At 61.0% G+C, this 17,911-nt stretch carries 17 protein-coding genes; 6 read left to right on the top strand and 11 right to left on the bottom strand.

What is annotated here, in order from left to right; translation table 11 throughout:
- Window positions 1–24: 24 nt before the first annotated feature.
- Window positions 25–1,017: a GlxA family transcriptional regulator gene (locus tag J3O30_RS23465; RefSeq protein ID WP_207584971.1), complete on the top strand. Its 993-nt coding sequence runs from the start codon at window positions 25–27 to the stop codon at window positions 1,015–1,017.
- On the opposite strand, the gene J3O30_RS23460 is transcribed toward J3O30_RS23465, so the two are convergent.
- Complete coding sequence (locus J3O30_RS23460; protein ID WP_207584970.1) at window positions 992–1,867, bottom strand: LysR substrate-binding domain-containing protein; 876 nt, start codon at window positions 1,865–1,867, stop codon at window positions 992–994. The two genes, J3O30_RS23465 and J3O30_RS23460, sit on opposite strands and share 26 nt — an antisense overlap.
- A gap of 111 nt (window positions 1,868–1,978) precedes the next feature.
- Here J3O30_RS23460 and J3O30_RS23455 point away from each other — a divergent pair, with 111 nt between their 5' ends.
- Window positions 1,979–2,881, top strand: a complete 903-nt coding sequence (locus tag J3O30_RS23455) for an EamA family transporter (protein WP_207584969.1) — start codon at window positions 1,979–1,981, stop codon at window positions 2,879–2,881.
- A 100-nt stretch (window positions 2,882–2,981) separates the two neighbouring features.
- On the opposite strand, the gene J3O30_RS23450 is transcribed toward J3O30_RS23455, so the two are convergent.
- The gene (locus J3O30_RS23450) at window positions 2,982–3,416 is read right to left on the bottom strand and encodes a hypothetical protein (protein WP_207584968.1); all 435 of its coding nucleotides are present in this window, start codon (window positions 3,414–3,416) and stop codon (window positions 2,982–2,984) included.
- 763 nt (window positions 3,417–4,179) lie between these two features.
- Between J3O30_RS23450 and fdhA the strand changes: the two genes are divergently transcribed.
- On the top strand, window positions 4,180–5,370 hold the full coding sequence (fdhA, locus tag J3O30_RS23445) for a formaldehyde dehydrogenase, glutathione-independent (protein ID WP_207584967.1): 1,191 nt from the start codon (window positions 4,180–4,182) through the stop codon (window positions 5,368–5,370).
- Window positions 5,371–5,450: 80 nt separating this feature from the next.
- On the opposite strand, the gene J3O30_RS23440 is transcribed toward fdhA, so the two are convergent.
- A complete protein-coding gene (locus J3O30_RS23440) occupies window positions 5,451–6,257 on the bottom strand; it encodes a transporter substrate-binding domain-containing protein (protein WP_207584966.1) in 807 nt (268 codons plus the stop codon).
- Window positions 6,258–6,358: 101 nt separating this feature from the next.
- Here J3O30_RS23440 and J3O30_RS23435 point away from each other — a divergent pair, with 101 nt between their 5' ends.
- Together J3O30_RS23435 and J3O30_RS23430 are read left to right on the top strand one after the other, a co-directional pair.
- Window positions 6,359–8,749: an EAL domain-containing protein gene (locus J3O30_RS23435; protein ID WP_207584965.1), complete on the top strand. Its 2,391-nt coding sequence runs from the start codon at window positions 6,359–6,361 to the stop codon at window positions 8,747–8,749.
- 80 nt (window positions 8,750–8,829) lie between these two features.
- The gene (locus J3O30_RS23430; RefSeq protein WP_207584964.1) at window positions 8,830–9,414 is read left to right on the top strand and encodes a cysteine hydrolase; all 585 of its coding nucleotides are present in this window, start codon (window positions 8,830–8,832) and stop codon (window positions 9,412–9,414) included.
- Between the two features lie 115 nt (window positions 9,415–9,529).
- Here the strand turns inward: J3O30_RS23430 and J3O30_RS23425 are convergent, their stop codons facing one another.
- The 7 genes from J3O30_RS23425 to J3O30_RS23395 all read right to left on the bottom strand — a co-directional run bounded on the left by J3O30_RS23425 (window position 9,530) and on the right by J3O30_RS23395 (window position 16,056).
- Window positions 9,530–9,883 carry a cupin domain-containing protein gene (locus tag J3O30_RS23425; RefSeq protein WP_207584963.1) on the bottom strand — a complete coding sequence of 118 codons (354 nt, stop codon included), beginning with the start codon at window positions 9,881–9,883 and terminating at the stop codon, window positions 9,530–9,532.
- Entirely contained in the window at window positions 9,876–10,544 is a 669-nt protein-coding gene (locus J3O30_RS23420; RefSeq protein ID WP_207584962.1) for a cysteine hydrolase, read from the bottom strand. Before J3O30_RS23420 ends, J3O30_RS23425 begins: the two co-directional genes overlap by 8 nt.
- Window positions 10,544–12,094: an ABC transporter ATP-binding protein gene (locus J3O30_RS23415; RefSeq protein ID WP_207584961.1), complete on the bottom strand. Its 1,551-nt coding sequence runs from the start codon at window positions 12,092–12,094 to the stop codon at window positions 10,544–10,546. The genes J3O30_RS23420 and J3O30_RS23415 overlap by 1 nt, the downstream gene beginning before the upstream one ends.
- Window positions 12,091–12,792, bottom strand: a complete 702-nt coding sequence (locus J3O30_RS23410; protein ID WP_207585174.1) for an isochorismatase family cysteine hydrolase — start codon at window positions 12,790–12,792, stop codon at window positions 12,091–12,093. The genes J3O30_RS23415 and J3O30_RS23410 overlap by 4 nt, the downstream gene beginning before the upstream one ends.
- A 65-nt stretch (window positions 12,793–12,857) precedes the next feature.
- Entirely contained in the window at window positions 12,858–13,784 is a 927-nt protein-coding gene (locus J3O30_RS23405) for an ABC transporter permease (protein ID WP_207584960.1), read from the bottom strand.
- Window positions 13,784–14,908: an ABC transporter permease gene (locus J3O30_RS23400; RefSeq protein ID WP_207584959.1), complete on the bottom strand. Its 1,125-nt coding sequence runs from the start codon at window positions 14,906–14,908 to the stop codon at window positions 13,784–13,786. The genes J3O30_RS23405 and J3O30_RS23400 overlap by 1 nt, the downstream gene beginning before the upstream one ends.
- 20 nt (window positions 14,909–14,928) lie before the next feature.
- Window positions 14,929–16,056 carry a BMP family ABC transporter substrate-binding protein gene (locus J3O30_RS23395; protein WP_207584958.1) on the bottom strand — a complete coding sequence of 376 codons (1,128 nt, stop codon included), beginning with the start codon at window positions 16,054–16,056 and terminating at the stop codon, window positions 14,929–14,931.
- A gap of 341 nt (window positions 16,057–16,397) precedes the next feature.
- Between J3O30_RS23395 and J3O30_RS23390 the strand changes: the two genes are divergently transcribed.
- Window positions 16,398–17,072 carry a GntR family transcriptional regulator gene (locus J3O30_RS23390; protein ID WP_207584957.1) on the top strand — a complete coding sequence of 225 codons (675 nt, stop codon included), beginning with the start codon at window positions 16,398–16,400 and terminating at the stop codon, window positions 17,070–17,072.
- A gap of 40 nt (window positions 17,073–17,112) precedes the next feature.
- Here J3O30_RS23390 and J3O30_RS23385 read toward each other — a convergent pair whose 3' ends face one another.
- On the bottom strand, window positions 17,113–17,910 hold the full coding sequence (locus J3O30_RS23385) for an ABC transporter ATP-binding protein (RefSeq protein WP_207584956.1): 798 nt from the start codon (window positions 17,908–17,910) through the stop codon (window positions 17,113–17,115).
- Window position 17,911 lies beyond the last annotated feature (1 nt).

Genomic DNA, 17,911 nt, shown 5'->3' with positions numbered 1-17,911 from the left:
TATCGGAACAACAGGGAGGTGGCCTTGCTGCAGCGATCGACTGAACGGCTTGATATCGACCTTCTCGTCCTGCCGGATGCGAACCTGATCCTGATCGCGTCTGTCATCGAGCCGCTGCGCGGCGCCAACCGCATCGCCGGCAGTGAACTCTATCGCTGGCGGCTGCTGACGCCGGATGGAGCGCCGGTCCCGACCACCAGCGATATCGCCATCCCGGCCCAGGGGATATTCCAGGCGACGCGGGACGAGGCGCCGCTGTTCGTGCTTGCGAGTTATAATTGGCGCCGCAGCGCGACGCCGGCGCTGAAGATGCAGCTGTCGCAGGCCGCCCGCTACCGTACGACAATCGCCGGCATCGAGTCCGGTACCTGGCTGCTGGCCGAGGCAAGCCTGCTCGACGGCCTGTCGGCAACCGTTCACTGGGAAGACTATGAGGATTTTGCGCTGGCCTATCCTGAGGTGCGGGCCGTCAAGGATCGTTTCGTCATCGACGGCAAGCGGCTGACGACATCGGGATCGCTTCCGACCGTCGATCTGATGCTGGAGGTGATCAGGCAACGGCAAGGCTATTCGCTGGCGCTCGAAGTCAGCCGGCTGTTCCGCTACGAGCATCCGTCTTTCCATGCGGACGAGCCGCTTGCCGCGGCCTCGGCGGGACTGCGCATGCAGGATTCCCGCGTGACGCAGGCGGTGCGGCTGATGGAGGAGCATATCGAGCAGCCATTGGTGCTCGCGCGGCTTGCCCGCAGGGTGGGCATCAGCGCCCGGCATCTGCAGGATCTTTTCCAGCAGAGCATCGGCGCACCGCCGCATGTGCATTATTTGGCGCTACGCCTGAACACAGCGCGCCGCAAGGTGATCGAGACGACAGCCTCCTTCGCCGACATCGCCGCAGCGACCGGCTTCAATTCGGCTTCGGCCTTTGCGAGAAGCTACCGGGCGAGTTTCTCCGAGAGCCCCTCCGAGACGAGGCGCCGACTGCGCCGCCGCATCACACCATCGCCGGCGCCGCCATAGGCTGGAAGGCTTCGCGCACCATTTCGGCAAGCTCCCGTACGGCTTCGCTGGAACGGAAAGTGCTCCGGCGAAGCACGACCTTCGAGGAATCGACCGGCGGAAAACCGTCTTCGGCGGTCAGCTCCCGGCAGCCGAGCGGGATGCTGCTGCGGGAAAGCGTCGTGACGGCAAGGCCCGCGGTCACGGCATTCTTCAGCCCCGAGCCGGTATCGGCGATGAAGGCGATCCGGTAGTTGCGGCCGATCTGCTCCAGCGACCGGAGCGCAAAATCGCGTGACCACGTGGAGTTGCGATAGGTCGCAACGGGCAGCGGATCGATGTCGTGCAGCCGGTGAACCATCGATGTGACCCAGACTGTCGGATCGACGCAGAGGACTTCGCCTTTGTTCTGGTCGCTCCAGTCGAAAACGACGGCGAGATCGAGTTCGTCCCGTTCCAGGGCGGCAAGGTTGCGGACCGTGTAGTCGCAGGACACCGTGACCTCGACCGCAGGATGGCGCACGGCAAAAGCCGCAAGGGCGGCCGGCAGCACCGTCTGGCTGTATTCCTCGGGAATTCCGATGCGCACCGGCCCGTCGAGAGGCTTACTGCGGATCGTCGCGGCGGCCTCGTTCAGGAGATCGATCACCCTGCGGGCATAAGGCACCAGTTGCATGCCCTGGCGAGTGAGCAGCACGCCGCGGGCGCCGCGTTCGAAAAGACTTTCGCCGATCGCCTCCTCGAGCCTCTTGACCTGGGTGCTGACGGCCGATTGCGTCCGCCCGATGCGCTGGGCAGCAACGGAGAAGTTCGACGTCTCGGCGACGACCAGGAAGGTTCTCAACAGGTCGCTTTCGATCGGCTGGTGCATTGCTAGCCATAGAAAAAATCGATGATTGCCATCTCTACTATTCGTTTGTCGAATGTCAATTCTCGGCGCAGAACAGGATCGCGTTCGACTTCCTTCTTTGAGACCATCTGCGTGACCATTGAAAATCCGACCACACGCCTCGCAGGCAGCGAGCACGAGAAGGGTGTGCTTCTCATCGTTGCCGCGACGCTCGCCTGGAGTGCGAGCGGCGTTTACGCGCGGCTCCTGACCACCGACGTATGGACGGCGATCGCCTGGCGGTCGTTGTTCGGCGGCCTGTTTCTGCTGATCCCCTGCCTTTTCCTCGAAGGGGGCATCTCGCGGCGGCAATGGCGTTCCGTTTTCCATCCCTCGGGACTTGCGATGATCGCGTGCCAGACCTTCAGTCAGGGCTGCTTCATCGGGGCGCTCTATATGACCACCGTCGCCAATGTGACGATGATCTATGCTACGACGCCGTTCATCGCAGCCTTGTTCGGCTGGCTCATCCTCAAGGAGAGGGTCGCCAGGCGGACGCTGATTGCCGGCGGCGTCTCGCTCTTCGGCGTTGCGGTCATCGTCGCCTCGTCGATCGGCGGGGGCACCGGCTGGGGCGACCTGCTGGCGCTCGGCATGACCGCGTCGTTTGCGCTTGTTATCATCATTCCGCGTATCAATCCCGGCGTGCCGAGCCTGCCGCCGACTGTCGTCAGCGCTTTTCTGACCCTCGTCATCTTCGCGCCGTTCGGTTCGGTCGGCTCACTCGACCTGCACAACTGGATCGTCCTTGCCGCCTTCGGCGCGACTAACTTCTCCCTCGCGCTGGTGCTATTCCTTGCCGGCGCGAAGCGGATGCCGCCGGCCGAGGCAGCGCTGATCGGCACGATGGAAATCGTGCTGACGCCCTTCTGGGTCTGGCTGCTGTTTTCGGAGCAGCCGCCCGTCGCCACCTATTTCGGCGGGGCGATCATCCTCGGCGCCGTGTTCTGGCACACGGCGATCGACTTCAACCTGGGCCGGTGGTCACGTGACTAGATGTCAGGTGGCCGCAACACGAGACGCCACGCAACAAGGCGTGCCAAAACAATAGGTTGACCATTCACAACCAGCAGACAGCGCGTAGCGCTACTGGCCGCTAGCCAAAGAACGCACGGAGCTGAGCGAAAAAACCGCCTGGACTGCGATCTGCCATCTTTCGCACGCGACGAGCGACTGTCGCCGCGCTGACGCGTTCACCAAAATGGCAGAAGCAGACAACATCGTGCAACTGCTCGTCGCTGAGTTCGAAGAACCGTCTGGCCTCTCCATAGCTGTCATTTTCCATTCCTGCCGCCCGCAGGATGGGATCAGCGAATGCAACAGAGATCGGGGTGTCGTCATCCCGCAAGGCAAACCGATCTGCGATCGGCTGATATTCGGTTTCGTGAAGCGTTCTAAGATACGGTCTGGGGCTGCGTTCGAGACATTCAGCCCAGCGTTCAATGCGTTCGCGCCGCGTTAGTTCAAGGCGCTTACAGGTCGTGCTGACCTTTGCAACTGCTTTCAGTTGCTCCAGTGCATACTGTTCCATTCCGGCCTCCTATCTTCGCAAAAATAGATGGTCCGCTCCCAACAATAGCGTGGCTCAGGTCGAAGCCGATGTCCAATCACGATTGAAAACGTCATCTGCTGCGGGCCGAGGAGATGTGATCACAGCGCGACAGCCAATTAGCCAAATCAGGCTCCAGAGCACAAACTGAGGCTCGACAGTGGGCGACATCATGCTCAAACTATTTGATCAGAGGCCTACGATCAAATTTCTGAAGCGATCCGGAAAACCGCCCTATTCGAGGGGCCAACTTATCCGCTGGAGCGGCATGCCGCCGCGGCTTCGCCGACGTCGTCTTTGAATTGCACCCATGTCGTTTTTTTGGGCGCTGTTTTCCGCCGGGCGTGGTTTTCTTGTGGTATTCAAGGCGCCGCCTTGCAAGCTGGCGACATGAACCATTGAAAGGCCGGTCCGGCCGCTCGGCAGCTGTTATAAGAACTGAATCCGCAAGGAGATCGCCGGAGAGAGTTCCGGAAGGATATCGAGATGGATCGAAGGAGGTTCTGGAGCCCGAAACTGGCGCTTACGCAGCAGATCGGCGATGACGAGCGGAACGACAGGCAAGACCTATCGTGTTTACTCTCTCCCTCCATCCAATCTGTCCATTCGTGAAATTCGAATATCGCCCGATGCGGCGATATCCGGCGCGTTGTGAATACCGGGCTGCAGAGGAGGCAGGCCGAAGGAAAGGTTGCCATCGACTGCATCGGTTGCAGCTCGAGGCATCAACAAGTGGGAGGAATCCATGAGCAAGAATAGAGGCGTCGTTTATTTGCGGCCGGGCAAGGTCGAGGTTCGCGATCTCGACGATCCGAAACTGGAAGCGCCCGATGGCCGCCGCATCGAACACGGCGTCATTCTGAAGGTAATATCGACCAACATTTGCGGCTCCGACCAGCACATGGTCCGTGGCCGTACCACGGCAATGCCGGGTCTGGTCCTCGGCCACGAGATCACCGGCGAGATCATCGAGAAAGGCATCGACGTCGAGATGCTCGACATCGGCGATATCGTCTCGGTACCCTTCAATGTCGCCTGCGGCCGTTGCCGCTGCTGCAAGTCCCAGGATACCGGTGTCTGCCTCACCGTAAACCCGTCCCGCGCCGGTGGCGCTTATGGTTATGTCGACATGGGCGGCTGGATCGGCGGACAGGCGCGCTACGTCACCATCCCCTATGCGGATTTCAACCTGCTGAAAATCCCCGATCGGGACAAGGCGATGGCGAAGATCCGCGATCTCACCATGCTCTCCGATATTCTGCCCACCGGTTTCCATGGCGCAGTGCGCGCCGGTGTCGGGGTCGGCTCGACCGTCTACGTCGCTGGCGCCGGCCCTGTCGGCCTTGCGGCTGCGGCTTCGGCACGCATCCTCGGCGCCGCGGTCGTCATGATCGGTGACTTCAACAAGGATCGTCTGGCGCATGCGGCGAGGGTCGGTTTCGAACCGATCGATCTCTCCAAGAGCGACCGTCTTGGCGACATGATCGCCCAGGTCGTCGGCAGCAACGAGGTGGATAGCGCCATCGATGCGGTCGGCTTCGAGGCACGCGGCCATTCGGGCGGCGAACAGCCTGCGATCGTGCTCAACCAGATGATGGAGATTACCCGAGCCGCAGGCTCGATCGGTATTCCCGGCCTCTACGTCACCGAGGATCCGGGCGCCGTCGACAATGCCGCCAAACACGGCAATCTTGCGCTCCGCTTCGGTCTCGGCTGGGCCAAGGCGCAATCTTTCCACACCGGCCAGACGCCGGTGCTCAAATACAATCGTCAGCTCATGCAGGCGATCCTCCACGACCGGCTGCCCATTGCCGATATCGTCAATGCCAAGGTCATCCCGCTCGACGATGCCGCCGCTGGATATGAGAGCTTCGACCATGGAGCCGCGATGAAATATGTCCTCGATCCGCATGGAGACGTCGCGAAAGCCGCATAGCGGCACGATCGAAGATAGCCCTGATGGGATGGTCGGCCGCAAACCGGCCATCCTTCATTTATCAAGCATTTACTGCGAAACTACTGGATGCTGAACGGGAAATATTTTGCGTTGATCATGTCATAGGTCCCGTCCGCCTTGATGCTCTTCAACGCTTCGTTCAAGCGCGTAAGACGTTCCTTGTCATCCAGGCGCAACGCGATGCCGGCACCTTCACCGAAGTATGTGACGTCGACCAGATCCGGTCCTTTGAACTCGCAGCAGGTTCCAGCCTTCGTATTGGCGATCCAGTCGTAGATGGCGAGTTTGTCTTCCAGAATGATATCGACACTGCCGTCCGACAGCCCCTTGTACAATTCAGGCGAAGACCGAAAGACCTTCTTTTTCATCTCCGGATAGAGATGGTTGGCGTAGGATTCCTGCGCTGTCGACGACGTCACCCCGAGAATCTTGCCGCTGAGGGCGGCGGGGCTGACATCGCTGATCGGCGAATCTTTCCGAGCGATGAACACGGACGGGCTGTTGTAGTATTTTTCAGTGAAAGCAACCTTTTGACGCCGCTCGAGGCTCATCGACATGGATGAGATGATCGCGTCGTATTTATCGGCAACGAGATCGGGAATTATGTCGTCCCACTTCTCGATGATGAACTGGCATTCGAACTTGCCGACCTCGCAAAGGGCGTTGGCAACATCGATGTCGAAGCCTTGAAGCTTGTTGTTTGCATCGACGTAATTAAAGGGCGGAAATGCCCCTTCGACGGCAATCCTCATCGGCGTACGATCTTGCGCGGTCGCCTGGATTGGCGCGGCCGCGATCAATAACATACCCAAGCCCCCCGCAATCAGTGCTCCGCGCAACATAGTCTGAAGGGATATGCGCAGCATCGGGAGCTCCTTGGGGCGTATTCGATCTCGCCCATAATGCGCCGTAGCTTTTAATTCTACGTGAACGCTTCTTTGTTAGCGTCGGCGAATACGCCCGTGTCGTGGTGTCCAGGGGTCTAGGCTTGCAAATCGTTGTTCCTTCCAGCTCCAATACGTTTCAGCAATCCTGGATCGCCTCGGGAAGAATTCTCTTTCTGATCGCCGTCAGCGGCCTTGGAGCGATTGGACTTGTCGTGCTTTCGGCGCTGTGGGCAGGAACCGAGAGTGACGCTGCCGCCCTTGATCGCCAACGCCAGCTTGTAAATGCGCGCCTGCGCGAACAGGTCGATCAGGTCGCGCATGTTATCGGTCAGTTCGGCAATGGCTACCTCACACGTGTTTATCCTGCCGCCCGATCAACCGGAGGCTCCTCAAGCCTCGAGGCAGTACTGACGGCGGCGGCCGGAAGTGCGATCAGCCAGACCGCAATGTCCGCCTTCGGCTACGACCAGGCTTTCGTCGTCGACGAGAAGGCTCAACTGCTCATGCTGGCGGACGCCCAGACGGAAAAGCGTTATCGCTGGATGAAGCCTCTCTTTTTGCCTCTCCTTCAGGATGCCCGCCTTGGGGTGAGACAAGGGACGGTTTCCGAACGAACGCCGTCCTCGATGGAAAGCCGCCTTGCGAACGCAACCCGCTCCAACCGTGCCTTGGCCAATCTGATGCGGCTGGAAGGCCGGCCGACGATCGTCGGCGTCGTCGCCATCAACGAGGCCGACCAGGGACAGCAGCAGCCGACGCGGCAATTCCTGATCGTCGTTCGGTTTATCGATGGTGCGGCGCTGGACGAATTGAGCCGGCAACAAGGTCTCAACGGCGCGCGCTTCGCGCGCACCGCCGATGCGGACGAAAACGAGGTTGCGTTTCAGATCGACGCCACGGCAAACGGCGAACCGATCGGCTTCATCGTCTGGCGGCCCGATCTTCCGGGTTCAAGAGTGATCGGCCGCTTGATGCCGGCGCTTTCGATTGCCGCCCTGGTGATCGCCATCCTGTTCTCGGTCCTGCTGGTGCGCCTGCGAAGCAGTCTCGGCGAATTGAAGAAAAGCGAGCTGCATGCACGGCAGCTTGCCCTGCATGATGTGCTGACCGACCTTCCCAATCGCGCCTTGTTCGCCATCCGGTTCGACGAGTGCCTGGCCGAGACAAAAAATTCGGCCGAGCGCTCGGCAGTTGCGCTTCTCGACCTCGACCGCTTCAAAGCCGTGAACGACACGTTCGGCCATGCGGCCGGCGATGAACTCATCAGGATGGCTGCGGAGCGGATCCGCTCCATACTGCGTCCAGGCGACACGCTTGCCCGGCTCGGAGGGGACGAATTTGCCCTGCTTCTCCGGGACATCAAAGACCATGATCAAGTTTTGCCGGCAATCTGCGAAGCGATCGTTGCCGAACTTGGCAAGCCCTTCCCGCTTTTGCGAGGCGAGGCGGTCGCCCGCGTCGGCGGCTCGATCGGCGTAACCGTTGTTCCGGATGCCGGCCGGAATGCCGACGACATCATGCGCTACGCCGACGTCGCGCTTTACGAGGCCAAGATGGGCGGGAGAGGTCAATGGCGCGTCTATTCGCCGTCCATGGACGGCGGCAGGAATGCGCGCGACATTCTCAAAAACGAATTGCGCGAAGTTCTGGCTAAAAGCATGGCCTCATCCGGCGACGGTCCACGCTCAGATCCGGCTGCAAACAGGCCGGATTTCGGATCGCTCGAGGTCTATTACCAAACCGTGCATCGTGCCGAGGGCGGATACTCGGCGTCGGGCGCGGAAGCTCTGGTGCGCTGGCGTCACAGTCAGCGTGGACTGTTGACGCCTGCCAGCTTCATCCCTGTCGCCGAGGAGGGTGGTCTCATCGACGCTCTCGGTTTCTGGGTATTGCGCGAAGCCTGCCGAGCCGCCTGCAAATGGCCTGAAGATACGTTCGTTGCCGTCAATGTATCTCCCGCCCAGTTAAGAAGACCGAATTTTGCCGAGGAAGTCTTCGCCGTGCTTCAGGAGAGCGGGCTGCCGCCATCCCGGCTCGAACTCGAGCTCACCGAATCCTCGCTCATCGAGGATAACTCGGACGTCTATTCGGTGCTGAAGTCGCTGCGCAGTCGGGGTATTCAGATTTCGCTCGACGATTTCGGGACCGGATTTTCATGCCTCAGCCACCTGATGCGCTTCGATATCGACCGCATCAAGATCGATCGTTCCTTCGTCTCGCTGCTCGGCACAAAAGCCAACGGGGCAGCTATCATTGGCGCTATCGTCGCGCTCAGCCGCAACCTCGGGATCTCGACGACGGCGGAAGGGGTTGAAACCGAATATCAACGCGACTTTCTGGCCGCCCTCGGCTGCACCGACCTCCAAGGCTACTTCTTCTCCAAACCAGTTCCTCTTCGTGAACTCGATTGTTTCCGGGAACCTGAAAGCACCACTCGATTACTGACGATCGCTCCGGGCGCCGTTGCCTGAAAGGCTTCTGCTCTTCCGCTGGTTAGAGGAACTTTCGCCCAGCGCGGCGGTTGACGCCTGAAAACCGAATGGAGGATGTGATGGGCGAGGTCGGGGAGTGGCGGCATCTTTGTGTCGACATGCAGCGGATGTTTGCCGAGGACACGCCGTGGCACGTTCCCTGGATGGCACGGGTCTCTCCCCAGATCGAAGAGCTGGCCGGGCGGCACCCTTCCCGAACGATCTTTACCCGTTTCGTACCACCCGCACATGCCGACGACATGACGGGAAAATGGAGGGATTATTACCAGAAATGGTGGATGATGACGGGCGAACATCTTCCCCGCAGCTTCATCGATCTCGCCTCATCGCTGGCGTCGCTGGTTCCGCCGGCAAGGCACTTCGACAAACGCACCTATTCCCCTTGGATCGACGGGCGTCTTCATCCGATCCTTCAGTCGGAGCGGGTCGATACCCTCGTCATCACCGGCGGTGAAACGGACGTCTGCGTGCTTGCCACGACACTCGGCGCCATCGATCTCGCCTATCGAGTCATCGTGCTGAAGGATGCCGTCTGCAGTGGCGCCGACGATACGCATGACGCCTCACTGGAACTCCTGCACGATCGGTTTTCCGTGCAGCTTGAACTCATGGAGACCGAGGAGTTTTTGAGAGGCGTTGCTTAAAAGCGCGTCGCACCCAGCGTCACGCCGCTTGCCTGATGGAAATCGCCCCAGTGGGTGAGACCGCTTCAATTAGCTCGACGCTGCTGTCGTTGCCATGCAGCGGCGAAGAACGGAATCATGCGATTTCCTCTTCGAGTATCTTCACCGGCCGGTCCCACTGGATCAGCACGACACAGCCGGTATCGCTCCAGACCGAATGCTCGCTGCCGGGTGCATTGACGATATAACTGCCGCTGATGTAATCGCCCGTCTCGTCGGATTGAACACCATCGAGCACCAGGATGGTCTCGAGCCCCTCGTGGAGATGGCGGGGAACGGAGGCGCCGGGCTCATATTTCAACAGCGCCACGCCCGGCTGGTCGCCCTCGAAGGGGCGGATCCAGTGAATGGTGACATTCTCGCGGAAAGGGCCGAATTCCACTTCCTTCCAGCCGCCCGATGTCAGCAGTTCGCGGGTCGTTTCAGGCATTGGCAATGCTTTCCAGAATGTCGTCGACATGGGCGGTCCAGCCGACGATAGCGCCCTGGGCGCGGATCATGGCGATGGCTGCGGCTTTGAATTCGGGGAAATAGCTTTCCGTCGCCTCCTCGGCGAGCAGGCATTCATAGCCGCGGTCGTTTGCTTCGCGCATGGTCGTCTGCACGCAGACTTCGGTGGTGACGCCGGCAAAGACGAGCTGACTGATGCCCTTCTGCTGCAACATGGCGCCAAGCTCGGTAGCGTAGAAGGCGCCCTTGCCGGGTTTTTCGATGATGATTTCCCCCTTCACAGGAGCAAGTTCCGGAAGAATCGCCGTGCCGGGTTCGCCTGAGATCAGGATGCGGCCCATCAGGCCTTCGTCGCCGATCCTGAGCGAAGGATTGCCGCGGTCGCGTTTCGCCGGCGGCAGGTCGGACAGGTCCGGCCGGTGGCACTCCATCGTATGGATCACAGGCAGGCCGGCATTGCGGAAGCCCTGGATCAGGCGTTTGACATCAGGCACGATGCGGGTGATGCGGCTGACATCGTTACCAAGGCTTGCACCGAAGCCGCCGGCTTCGGCGAAATCGCGCTGCATGTCGATGACGATAAGGGCGAGTTCATCGTGCCTCACCGGAAAGGCGAAAGGTTCGGCTTTAATCCCCACCATCAGTGATGCCCCGCCATGTGGGCGCCGATCACGCCGATATCGGCCGAACGCGCCGGTGTCTCGTAAACCAGCCTGCCTTCCGAAATGACCATGATGCGATCGGACATTTCGAGCAGTTCGTCGAGGTCTTCGGAGAGCAGCAGCACGGCAGCACCCAAATTGCGCGCCTTCATGATGCGGGCGCGGATTTCGGCAACGGCCGAGAAATCGAGGCCGAAACACGGGTTGGAGACGATGAGCAGATCGACGTCGCCGGTCAGCTCGCGGGCGAGCACCGCCCGCTGCACGTTGCCGCCTGAAAGCGCTGCAATCGGCGAGGAGGAAGAGGCGGTCCTGACCTTGAAGTCGGAGATCAGCGCCGACGCACGCTTCTTCATGCTGGCCCTGTTCAACCAGATCGCGTCCTTGCCGTCCGGCTTCAAGTCGAAGGTGCGGAACGCAAGGTTCTCGCTCACCGTCATCTTCGGCGCGCAGGCATTCTGCAACGGCTCCTCGGGGATGAAACGCACCCTGTTCTTGCGGGTCTCGTCGCGGGTTGCGCCGTAAGCCTCGCCATTGACCATGACCTGGCCGCTATCGGTCGGGCGCTGGCCGGCGAGGATTTCCGTCAGTTCCTTCTGGCCATTGCCCGATATGCCGGCGATGCCGACGATCTCGCCGGAGCGCACCGTAAGCTCGTCGATTTCGATCGTTTTCAGGCCGGAACGATCCGGGGCTTTCACCCGGCTTACGGACAGCACCGGCCTTGCCGCTTCCGCCACCGGCAGGCGGCTGTCGAGTTCGGCGAGCTTGACGTCGCCGATCATCATCGCCGCCATATCTGATGTGGAGAGCTCACCGACCTTGCCGGCGCCGACCAGTTTGCCGCGCCGCAGGATCGAGACGGCATCGGCGAATTTCGTCACTTCGTGGAATTTGTGAGAAATCATCAGCACGGTGAGTTCGCCGCGCTCGGTCATCCCGCGCACGATGCCGAGCATCTCGTCTGCCTCCGCCGGCGTCAGCACCGAGGTCGGCTCGTCGAGAACGAGGAAGGAGCGGCCGAGATAAAGCTGCTTGACGATTTCGAGCTTCTGTTTTTCGCCGGCGGCAAGCTGGCTCACCGGCCTGTCCAGCGGAATCTTGAACGGCATGCGCTCCATGAAACCCGCCAGATCCTTGCGTTCCCCCGCCCAGTTGATCACGGCGGGTACTTCGGCACGGCTGATGACCAGGTTTTCCGCGCCGGTCAGAGAGGGAACCAGTGTGAAATGCTGGTAGACCATGCCGAGCCCGTAGGCCGCGGCATCCTTGGGTGAGCCGATCGCTACCTCGCGGCCGTCGACCGACAGCGAGCCTGACGTGGCGTGATAGAAGCCCATGATGCATTTGACAAGCGTCGACTTGCCGGCGCCGTTTTCGCCGAGAAGCGCGTGAAAAGAGCCGGCCGGAACGGCGATCGAGACGTTGTCGAGCGCGGTAAAGCTGCCGAAGCGCATGGTCATGCCGAGCGTATCGATACCGATCGCCTTGCCGGCCTTGGGAAGGGGCGTGTCGCGAACGGTGCTCATGACAGCTGGCTCACAAAGGTTTCGGAATTGGAGACCGAGCCGAAGACGCCGCCCTGCATCTTCACCATCTTGATGGCGGCGAGGTGGTTTCCATAGTCCGTCGCCCCACAGCAGTCCTCCAGCAGCAGGCATTCGTAGCCGCGGTCGTTCGCCTCGCGCATCGTCGTCGAGACGCAGACATCGGTGGTGATTCCCGTGAGGATGATGTTCTCGATGCGCTTCTGGTTGAGGATGAGCTCAAGATCGGTGGCGCAGAACGAACCCTTGCCGGGCTTGTCGATGATTGTCTCGCCTTCGGTCGGGTAGAGTTCGGGGATGATGTCCCAGCCGGGTTCGCCACGCGTCAGGATGCGGCCGCAGGGGCCGGGATCCCCTATGCCGGCGCCGATCCGCCGCGAGCGCCAGCGTTTGTTGGCCGGCAGATCGGCGAGGTCGGGGCGATGGCCCTCGCGCGTATGGATGATGTGGTAGCCCTTGGCCCGCATGGCGGCAAGCACGCGTTTGATGGGTTCGATCGGCGCCTGCACCAGCGACAGGTCGTAGCCCATGTGGTCGACATAGCCGCCTTTGCCACAGAAATCCGTCTGCATGTCGATGATGATGAGGGCGGTGTTATCAGGCCTGAGAGCGCCGTTATAGGGCCACGGATACGGATCGGCGTCGATAAAACGCCCTTTGGTTTCGACCATCGCGTCCATCATTCTCTCTCCTATTCCGCGGCAGATTTGTTGAGACCGCCAAGTCCGTTCATCACAAGGCTCCGTTATTTCGTCAGCGACAGCGCGCCCGGCGCACCGGCGAGCGAGCGGGTGGGCGAGGAGGTGGCAATCAGGATGATGAGGGTGAGGACATAAGGGGCAGCGTAGAAGAGGTAGTAGCCTTGTGTGACGCCGACCGATTGCAGCGCCGGGCCGAGCGCGCCGGCACCGCCGAAAAGCAGGGCGGCGAGGAAGCAGCCGATTGGGTTCCAGCGCGCGAAGATCACTAGGGCCACGGCCATCAGGCCCTGACCCGACGAGATGCCTTCGTTCCACGAGCCCGGATAATAGAGCGAAAGGTAGGCGCCGCCGATCGCCGCCAGCGAGCCGCCCGCGGCCGTCGCCAGCAGGCGAACCCGGTCAGGGTCGATGCCCATGGCCCGGGCCGCGTCGGTGCTATCGCCGACGACGCGCAGGATCAGACCGATGCGGGTGTTCTTGAAGGCCCAGAACAGGAAGAGAGCAAGTGCGGCGCCGATGAAGAACAGCACGTTGATATTGAGCGCCGCCTGTAGCTGCGGCATGCTCGACCAGCCTCCGAGCGCGATCGAGGGCAGTTTCGGCGCCACGGGTTGAATGAAGGATTTGCCGAGGAAGAACGCCATGCCGAGACCGAACTGCATCATCGCAATGCCGATGGCGATGTCATTGACCTTGGGGAATTTGCAGATCCAGCCGTGGATGACGCCGAAGATCGCGCCGGCCATCATCGCGGCCACCACGCCGAGGGTCGGTGAGCCAGTCATGACGGCCACCGCATAAGCCGTCATGGCGCCGAAGACCAGCGTGCCTTCCAGGCCGAGATTGATGCGGCCGGAGCGTTCGGTGATCGTCTCGCCGAGGCTAACGAAGATGAACGGGGTGGAAACGCGGATGGCGCCTGCAAAGATCGCCAGCGGCACGCCCCAGATGCCGATGCCTGTCTCTTCCATCAGAGGCTCCTTTTCCAGAGATCGGGATTGAAGATCTTAAAGCGGCCGTAGAATGTCTCGCAGAAAAGAATAACGATGAAGAGCGTTCCCTGCAGCACCAGAACGGTCGCATCCGGCAGGCCCATGCGCCGCTGGATGAGGCCGCCCGAGGCTTCGATGCCGCCGAGCAGGATCGCCACTGGAATGATCGCCAGCGGATTGTGCCTGGCGAGGAAGGCGACGAGGATGCCGGTATAACCGTAGCCCGCCGCAAGCGAAGCATTGGCACTTCCCTGCACCGCCGCCACTTCGATCATGCCCGCCAGACCGGCAAAGCTGCCGGCAAGTGCGGTAAATCCCGCGATCAGCTTGCCGACCGGCAGCCCCTGGATCTGGGCGGCTCGCACGTTGCCGCCGGCGATGCGGGCGGCAAAACCGTAGCTCGTCGCCTCGATCACGATCCACGAGACCATGCAGGCGAGGATGCCGATGACAAGACCCCAATGCACGTCCATGCCGGGTATATTGCCGAGCATGTATTCCGCCGGCAGCGGCCTGGTCGACGGCTTGTTGAGGCTTGCCGGATCGCGGAGCACCCCTTCGACGAACTGGTTCATCAGGGCAATGGCGATATAGGAGAGCAGCAGCGACGATATGGTTTCGTTGACGCCGCGGTAGTGGCGCAGGAACCCGGCGAGGCCGATCCAGATGCCGCCGACCACCATGGCCGCCATCGCCATCAGAACGAGGGTGAGGAAGACCGGCGCGGTGCCGGCGAGCGGCAGAGCCATGGCTGCGGCAGCAACGCCGCCCAACACAACCGCTCCTTCCCCGCCGATGATGACGAGGCCGAGACGGGCGGGCAGGGCGACGCAGAGTGCCGTCAGGAGAAGGGGTGCGGCACGGCTTAGGCTGTTTTGCACCGAAAACCAGCTGCCGAAGCCGCCGGTGTACATCAGTTGGAAGAGGGTGGCCGGCGACTTGCCGACCGCCAGGATGAAGAGGGAGAAAAGCGCAAGACCGATCAGGATGGCCGCGAGGCCGATGACGATCGGCTCGGCTCGCCGCGCGGTCCATTCGAGGACCGGGCGCAGTGAAGCCGGTTTTCCCGCGATCGATATTGCAGGATTGGCCTCGATGGTCATGGCGCTTCTCCCTTCGCGGTTTACGATGTGGACCCGACGACGCCCTCGACCAGATAATTCATGCTTTCGAGCTCGATCGCGTCTTCAGCGTAGCTCTTGTCTGCAGCCACGGCGGTGTCGCCCTTGTTGTCCTTCAACGGTCCCTTGAAAACCGAGAAGCCGCCCTTCATCATGTCCGCCTGCGTGGCTTCGAAGGCCTTGCGGCCCTCTGCGGACACGCCGGGGCCGAGCGCGCTCATCTTGACGAAGCCGTCCTTCAGGCCGCCGCGCACGAAATTGCCGAGCTTTTCGCCGGCCTGCGCCTTCTTGACGAAGTCGCCATAGACGTTGCCCCAGGCCCATTCGGCGCCCGTGAGGTACTTTTCGGGAGCGAGCGGGCTCTGGTTGGCGTGATAGCCGCAGACGAAGGCGCCGCGGCCCGCGGCCGTCTCGACAACCACTTTCGGGCTATCGACGTGGCAGGTGATGACGTCGGCGCCTTGGTCGACCAAGGCGTTGGTGGCTTCGGCCTCCTTGACGGCGAGCGACCACTCGCCGGTGAAGATTACCTGGCAGGTGATAGCAGGGTCGACTGCGCGCGCGCCGAGCAGGAAGGCGTTGATGTTCTGCAGAACCTGCGGGATCGGCTTGGCGGCGACAAAGCCGATCTTCTTGCTCTTCGTCGCATGGCCGGCGGCGATGCCGTTCAGATACTGGCCCTGGAAGATATAGCCGAAATAGGAGCCCGTATTGGCCGGGTGCTTGCCTTCCTGCCAGAGGCCGCCGCAATGGCGGAACTGAACGTCGGGATGTTTAGCGGCCATGGCCAGCATGTGTGGGTCGAAATAGCCGAAGGAGGTCGGAAACAGCAGGGTCGCACCGTCGAGATTGATCATCGACTCCATGGTCTTCTGAACATCGACGGTCTCCGGAACGTTCTCTTCTTCGACCAGCGTCACGCCCGGCAGCGCCTTGACCACGGCGGCGCCTTCCGCATGCGCCTGGTTGTAGCCGTAGTCGTCCTTGGGGCCGACATAGATGAAGCCGATGGTCAGCGCGGTTTGGGCCGCTGCGGAGGAGCCGATCAGGCCCGGTATGGCGCTGGCCAGCGCTCCGGCAGCGGAAGCCTGCAGGAAATTGCGGCGGTTCATGGAAAGGAGTTTGGTCATTGGAATGCTCCTTGCGGCGCTGGGCCGGTTTGCGAAACAGGACAGTAAAGTGCATGCAATGCTCATGCCAGAACCCAATTTATTGTTTTTTATATATTATTTTTGGAGTAGCAGCCTGTATTGTTTAAAGTGCATGCAGATTGACCGCAGTAACGCATAAAAAATAATCATGAACTGTTTTTTGCTCAATCTAGGTGCGCAGTCAGCGAGTCGACAAGCTGTTGCGGACTGTGCCTTGCATCGGAAAGTGAAAATCTAACAATATCTTCGCCACGTAGTTTGACTTATGGCGTGCTGAGCGGCATCTGTATGCAGAGTGTTGACGTGAGCAGATTCGTATCGTGAAGCAGGCCAAACGCAGAGAAATCATCCGCACCGGAACCACCGTCGAACAGATGGTGAGGGCGATCTCCGACATGATCGTCACAGGCGAAATCCTGCCGGGCGGAAAGCTGGACGAGGTGTCGCTCGCGGTTCGTTTCGACGTTTCGCGCACACCGGTCAGAGAAGCCTTGCGTGAGCTCAGCGCCATGGGATTGGTTGCGCGCGAACCAAACCGCAGTGCCGTCGTTACCAATGTCACCGAGGCTTATCTGCATTCGATGTTCGAGGCGATGGCGGAACTCGAAGCGATCTGTGCCAGGCTCTCGGCCGAGCGTATGACGGTCGATGAGCGGCGGGCGCTGGAACTGGATCATCGGGGATCGGTGAAGCTCGTGCATGCCGGCGCGGAAGAGGAATATTCGGCTCACAACACCGAATTTCACACCCGGCTTTATCGCGGCGCGCATAACGATCATGTCTTCGAGATGGTGACTCAGACGCGGGCGCGGCTCGCGGCTTTTCGGCGGGCGCAGTTCCGTCTGCCCGGACGTCTGGCGAAATCCTATGAAGAGCACGGCCGGATCGTGACCGCAATCATGCGCGCGGACGCAGCCGCCGCGGGGCAGGCGGCATATTCCCACGTGGAAATTGTCAGCGATGCCAGCGCGGTATTTGCAACGGCCGAGGAGTAAGCAGGCTGCGACCGGTCAATCACGCCGTTGTTTCCGGTCTCTACTCCGCGACTTCGATGAAGCGGTGGCGTTCGTAAAGGAACTTCAGCACGGCCTCCCGGCATTTGAGATATGTCCGGTCGGAGGCGAGTTCGATGCGATTGCGGGGACGAGACATGGTCACATCGAGCACTTCGCCGATGCGGGCCGCCGGGCCGTTGGTCATCATCACGATGCGGTCGGAGAGCAGCACCGCCTCATCGACGTCATGGGTGATCATCACCATCGTGTTGCCGAGCCGGGCGTGGATTTCCATCACTGCGTCCTGAAGATGGGCGCGGGTCAGCGCATCCAGCGCACCGAAAGGCTCGTCGAGCAGCAAGATCTTCGGCTCCATCGAAAGCGCGCGGGCAATGCCGACGCGCTGTTTCATGCCACCGGAAATTTCCGAAGGCCGCTTATCCCTCGCATGCGCCATTTGCACAAGGTCGAGGTTGGCCATGACCCAGTCATGCCGCTCGGCCTTGGTCTTCGTTCGGTTGAAGAGCTTGGAGACGGCCAGATTGACGTTCTCGTAAACCGTCAGCCAAGGCAGCAGGGAGTGGTTCTGGAAAACGACGGCGCGTTCGGGACCGGGTCCGTTGACCTCACGATTTTCGAGGAGCACGGCGCCGGCGGAAACCGGGGTCAGGCCGGCAATGAGGTTGAGCAGAGTGGATTTGCCACAGCCCGAATGGCCGATGATCGAGACGAATTCGCCCGCGGAGATCGTCAGGTTGATGTCTTTCAAAACCTCGGCGCGCACGCCGCTGCGATCGAAATGTTTGTCGATATGATCGAGCTTCAGATAGGCATTCATC

It is taken from the genome of Rhizobium sp. NZLR1 (assembly GCF_017357385.1).
GTDB lineage: Bacteria > Pseudomonadota > Alphaproteobacteria > Rhizobiales > Rhizobiaceae > Rhizobium.
This window is presented reverse-complemented; position numbering and strand designations above follow the sequence as displayed.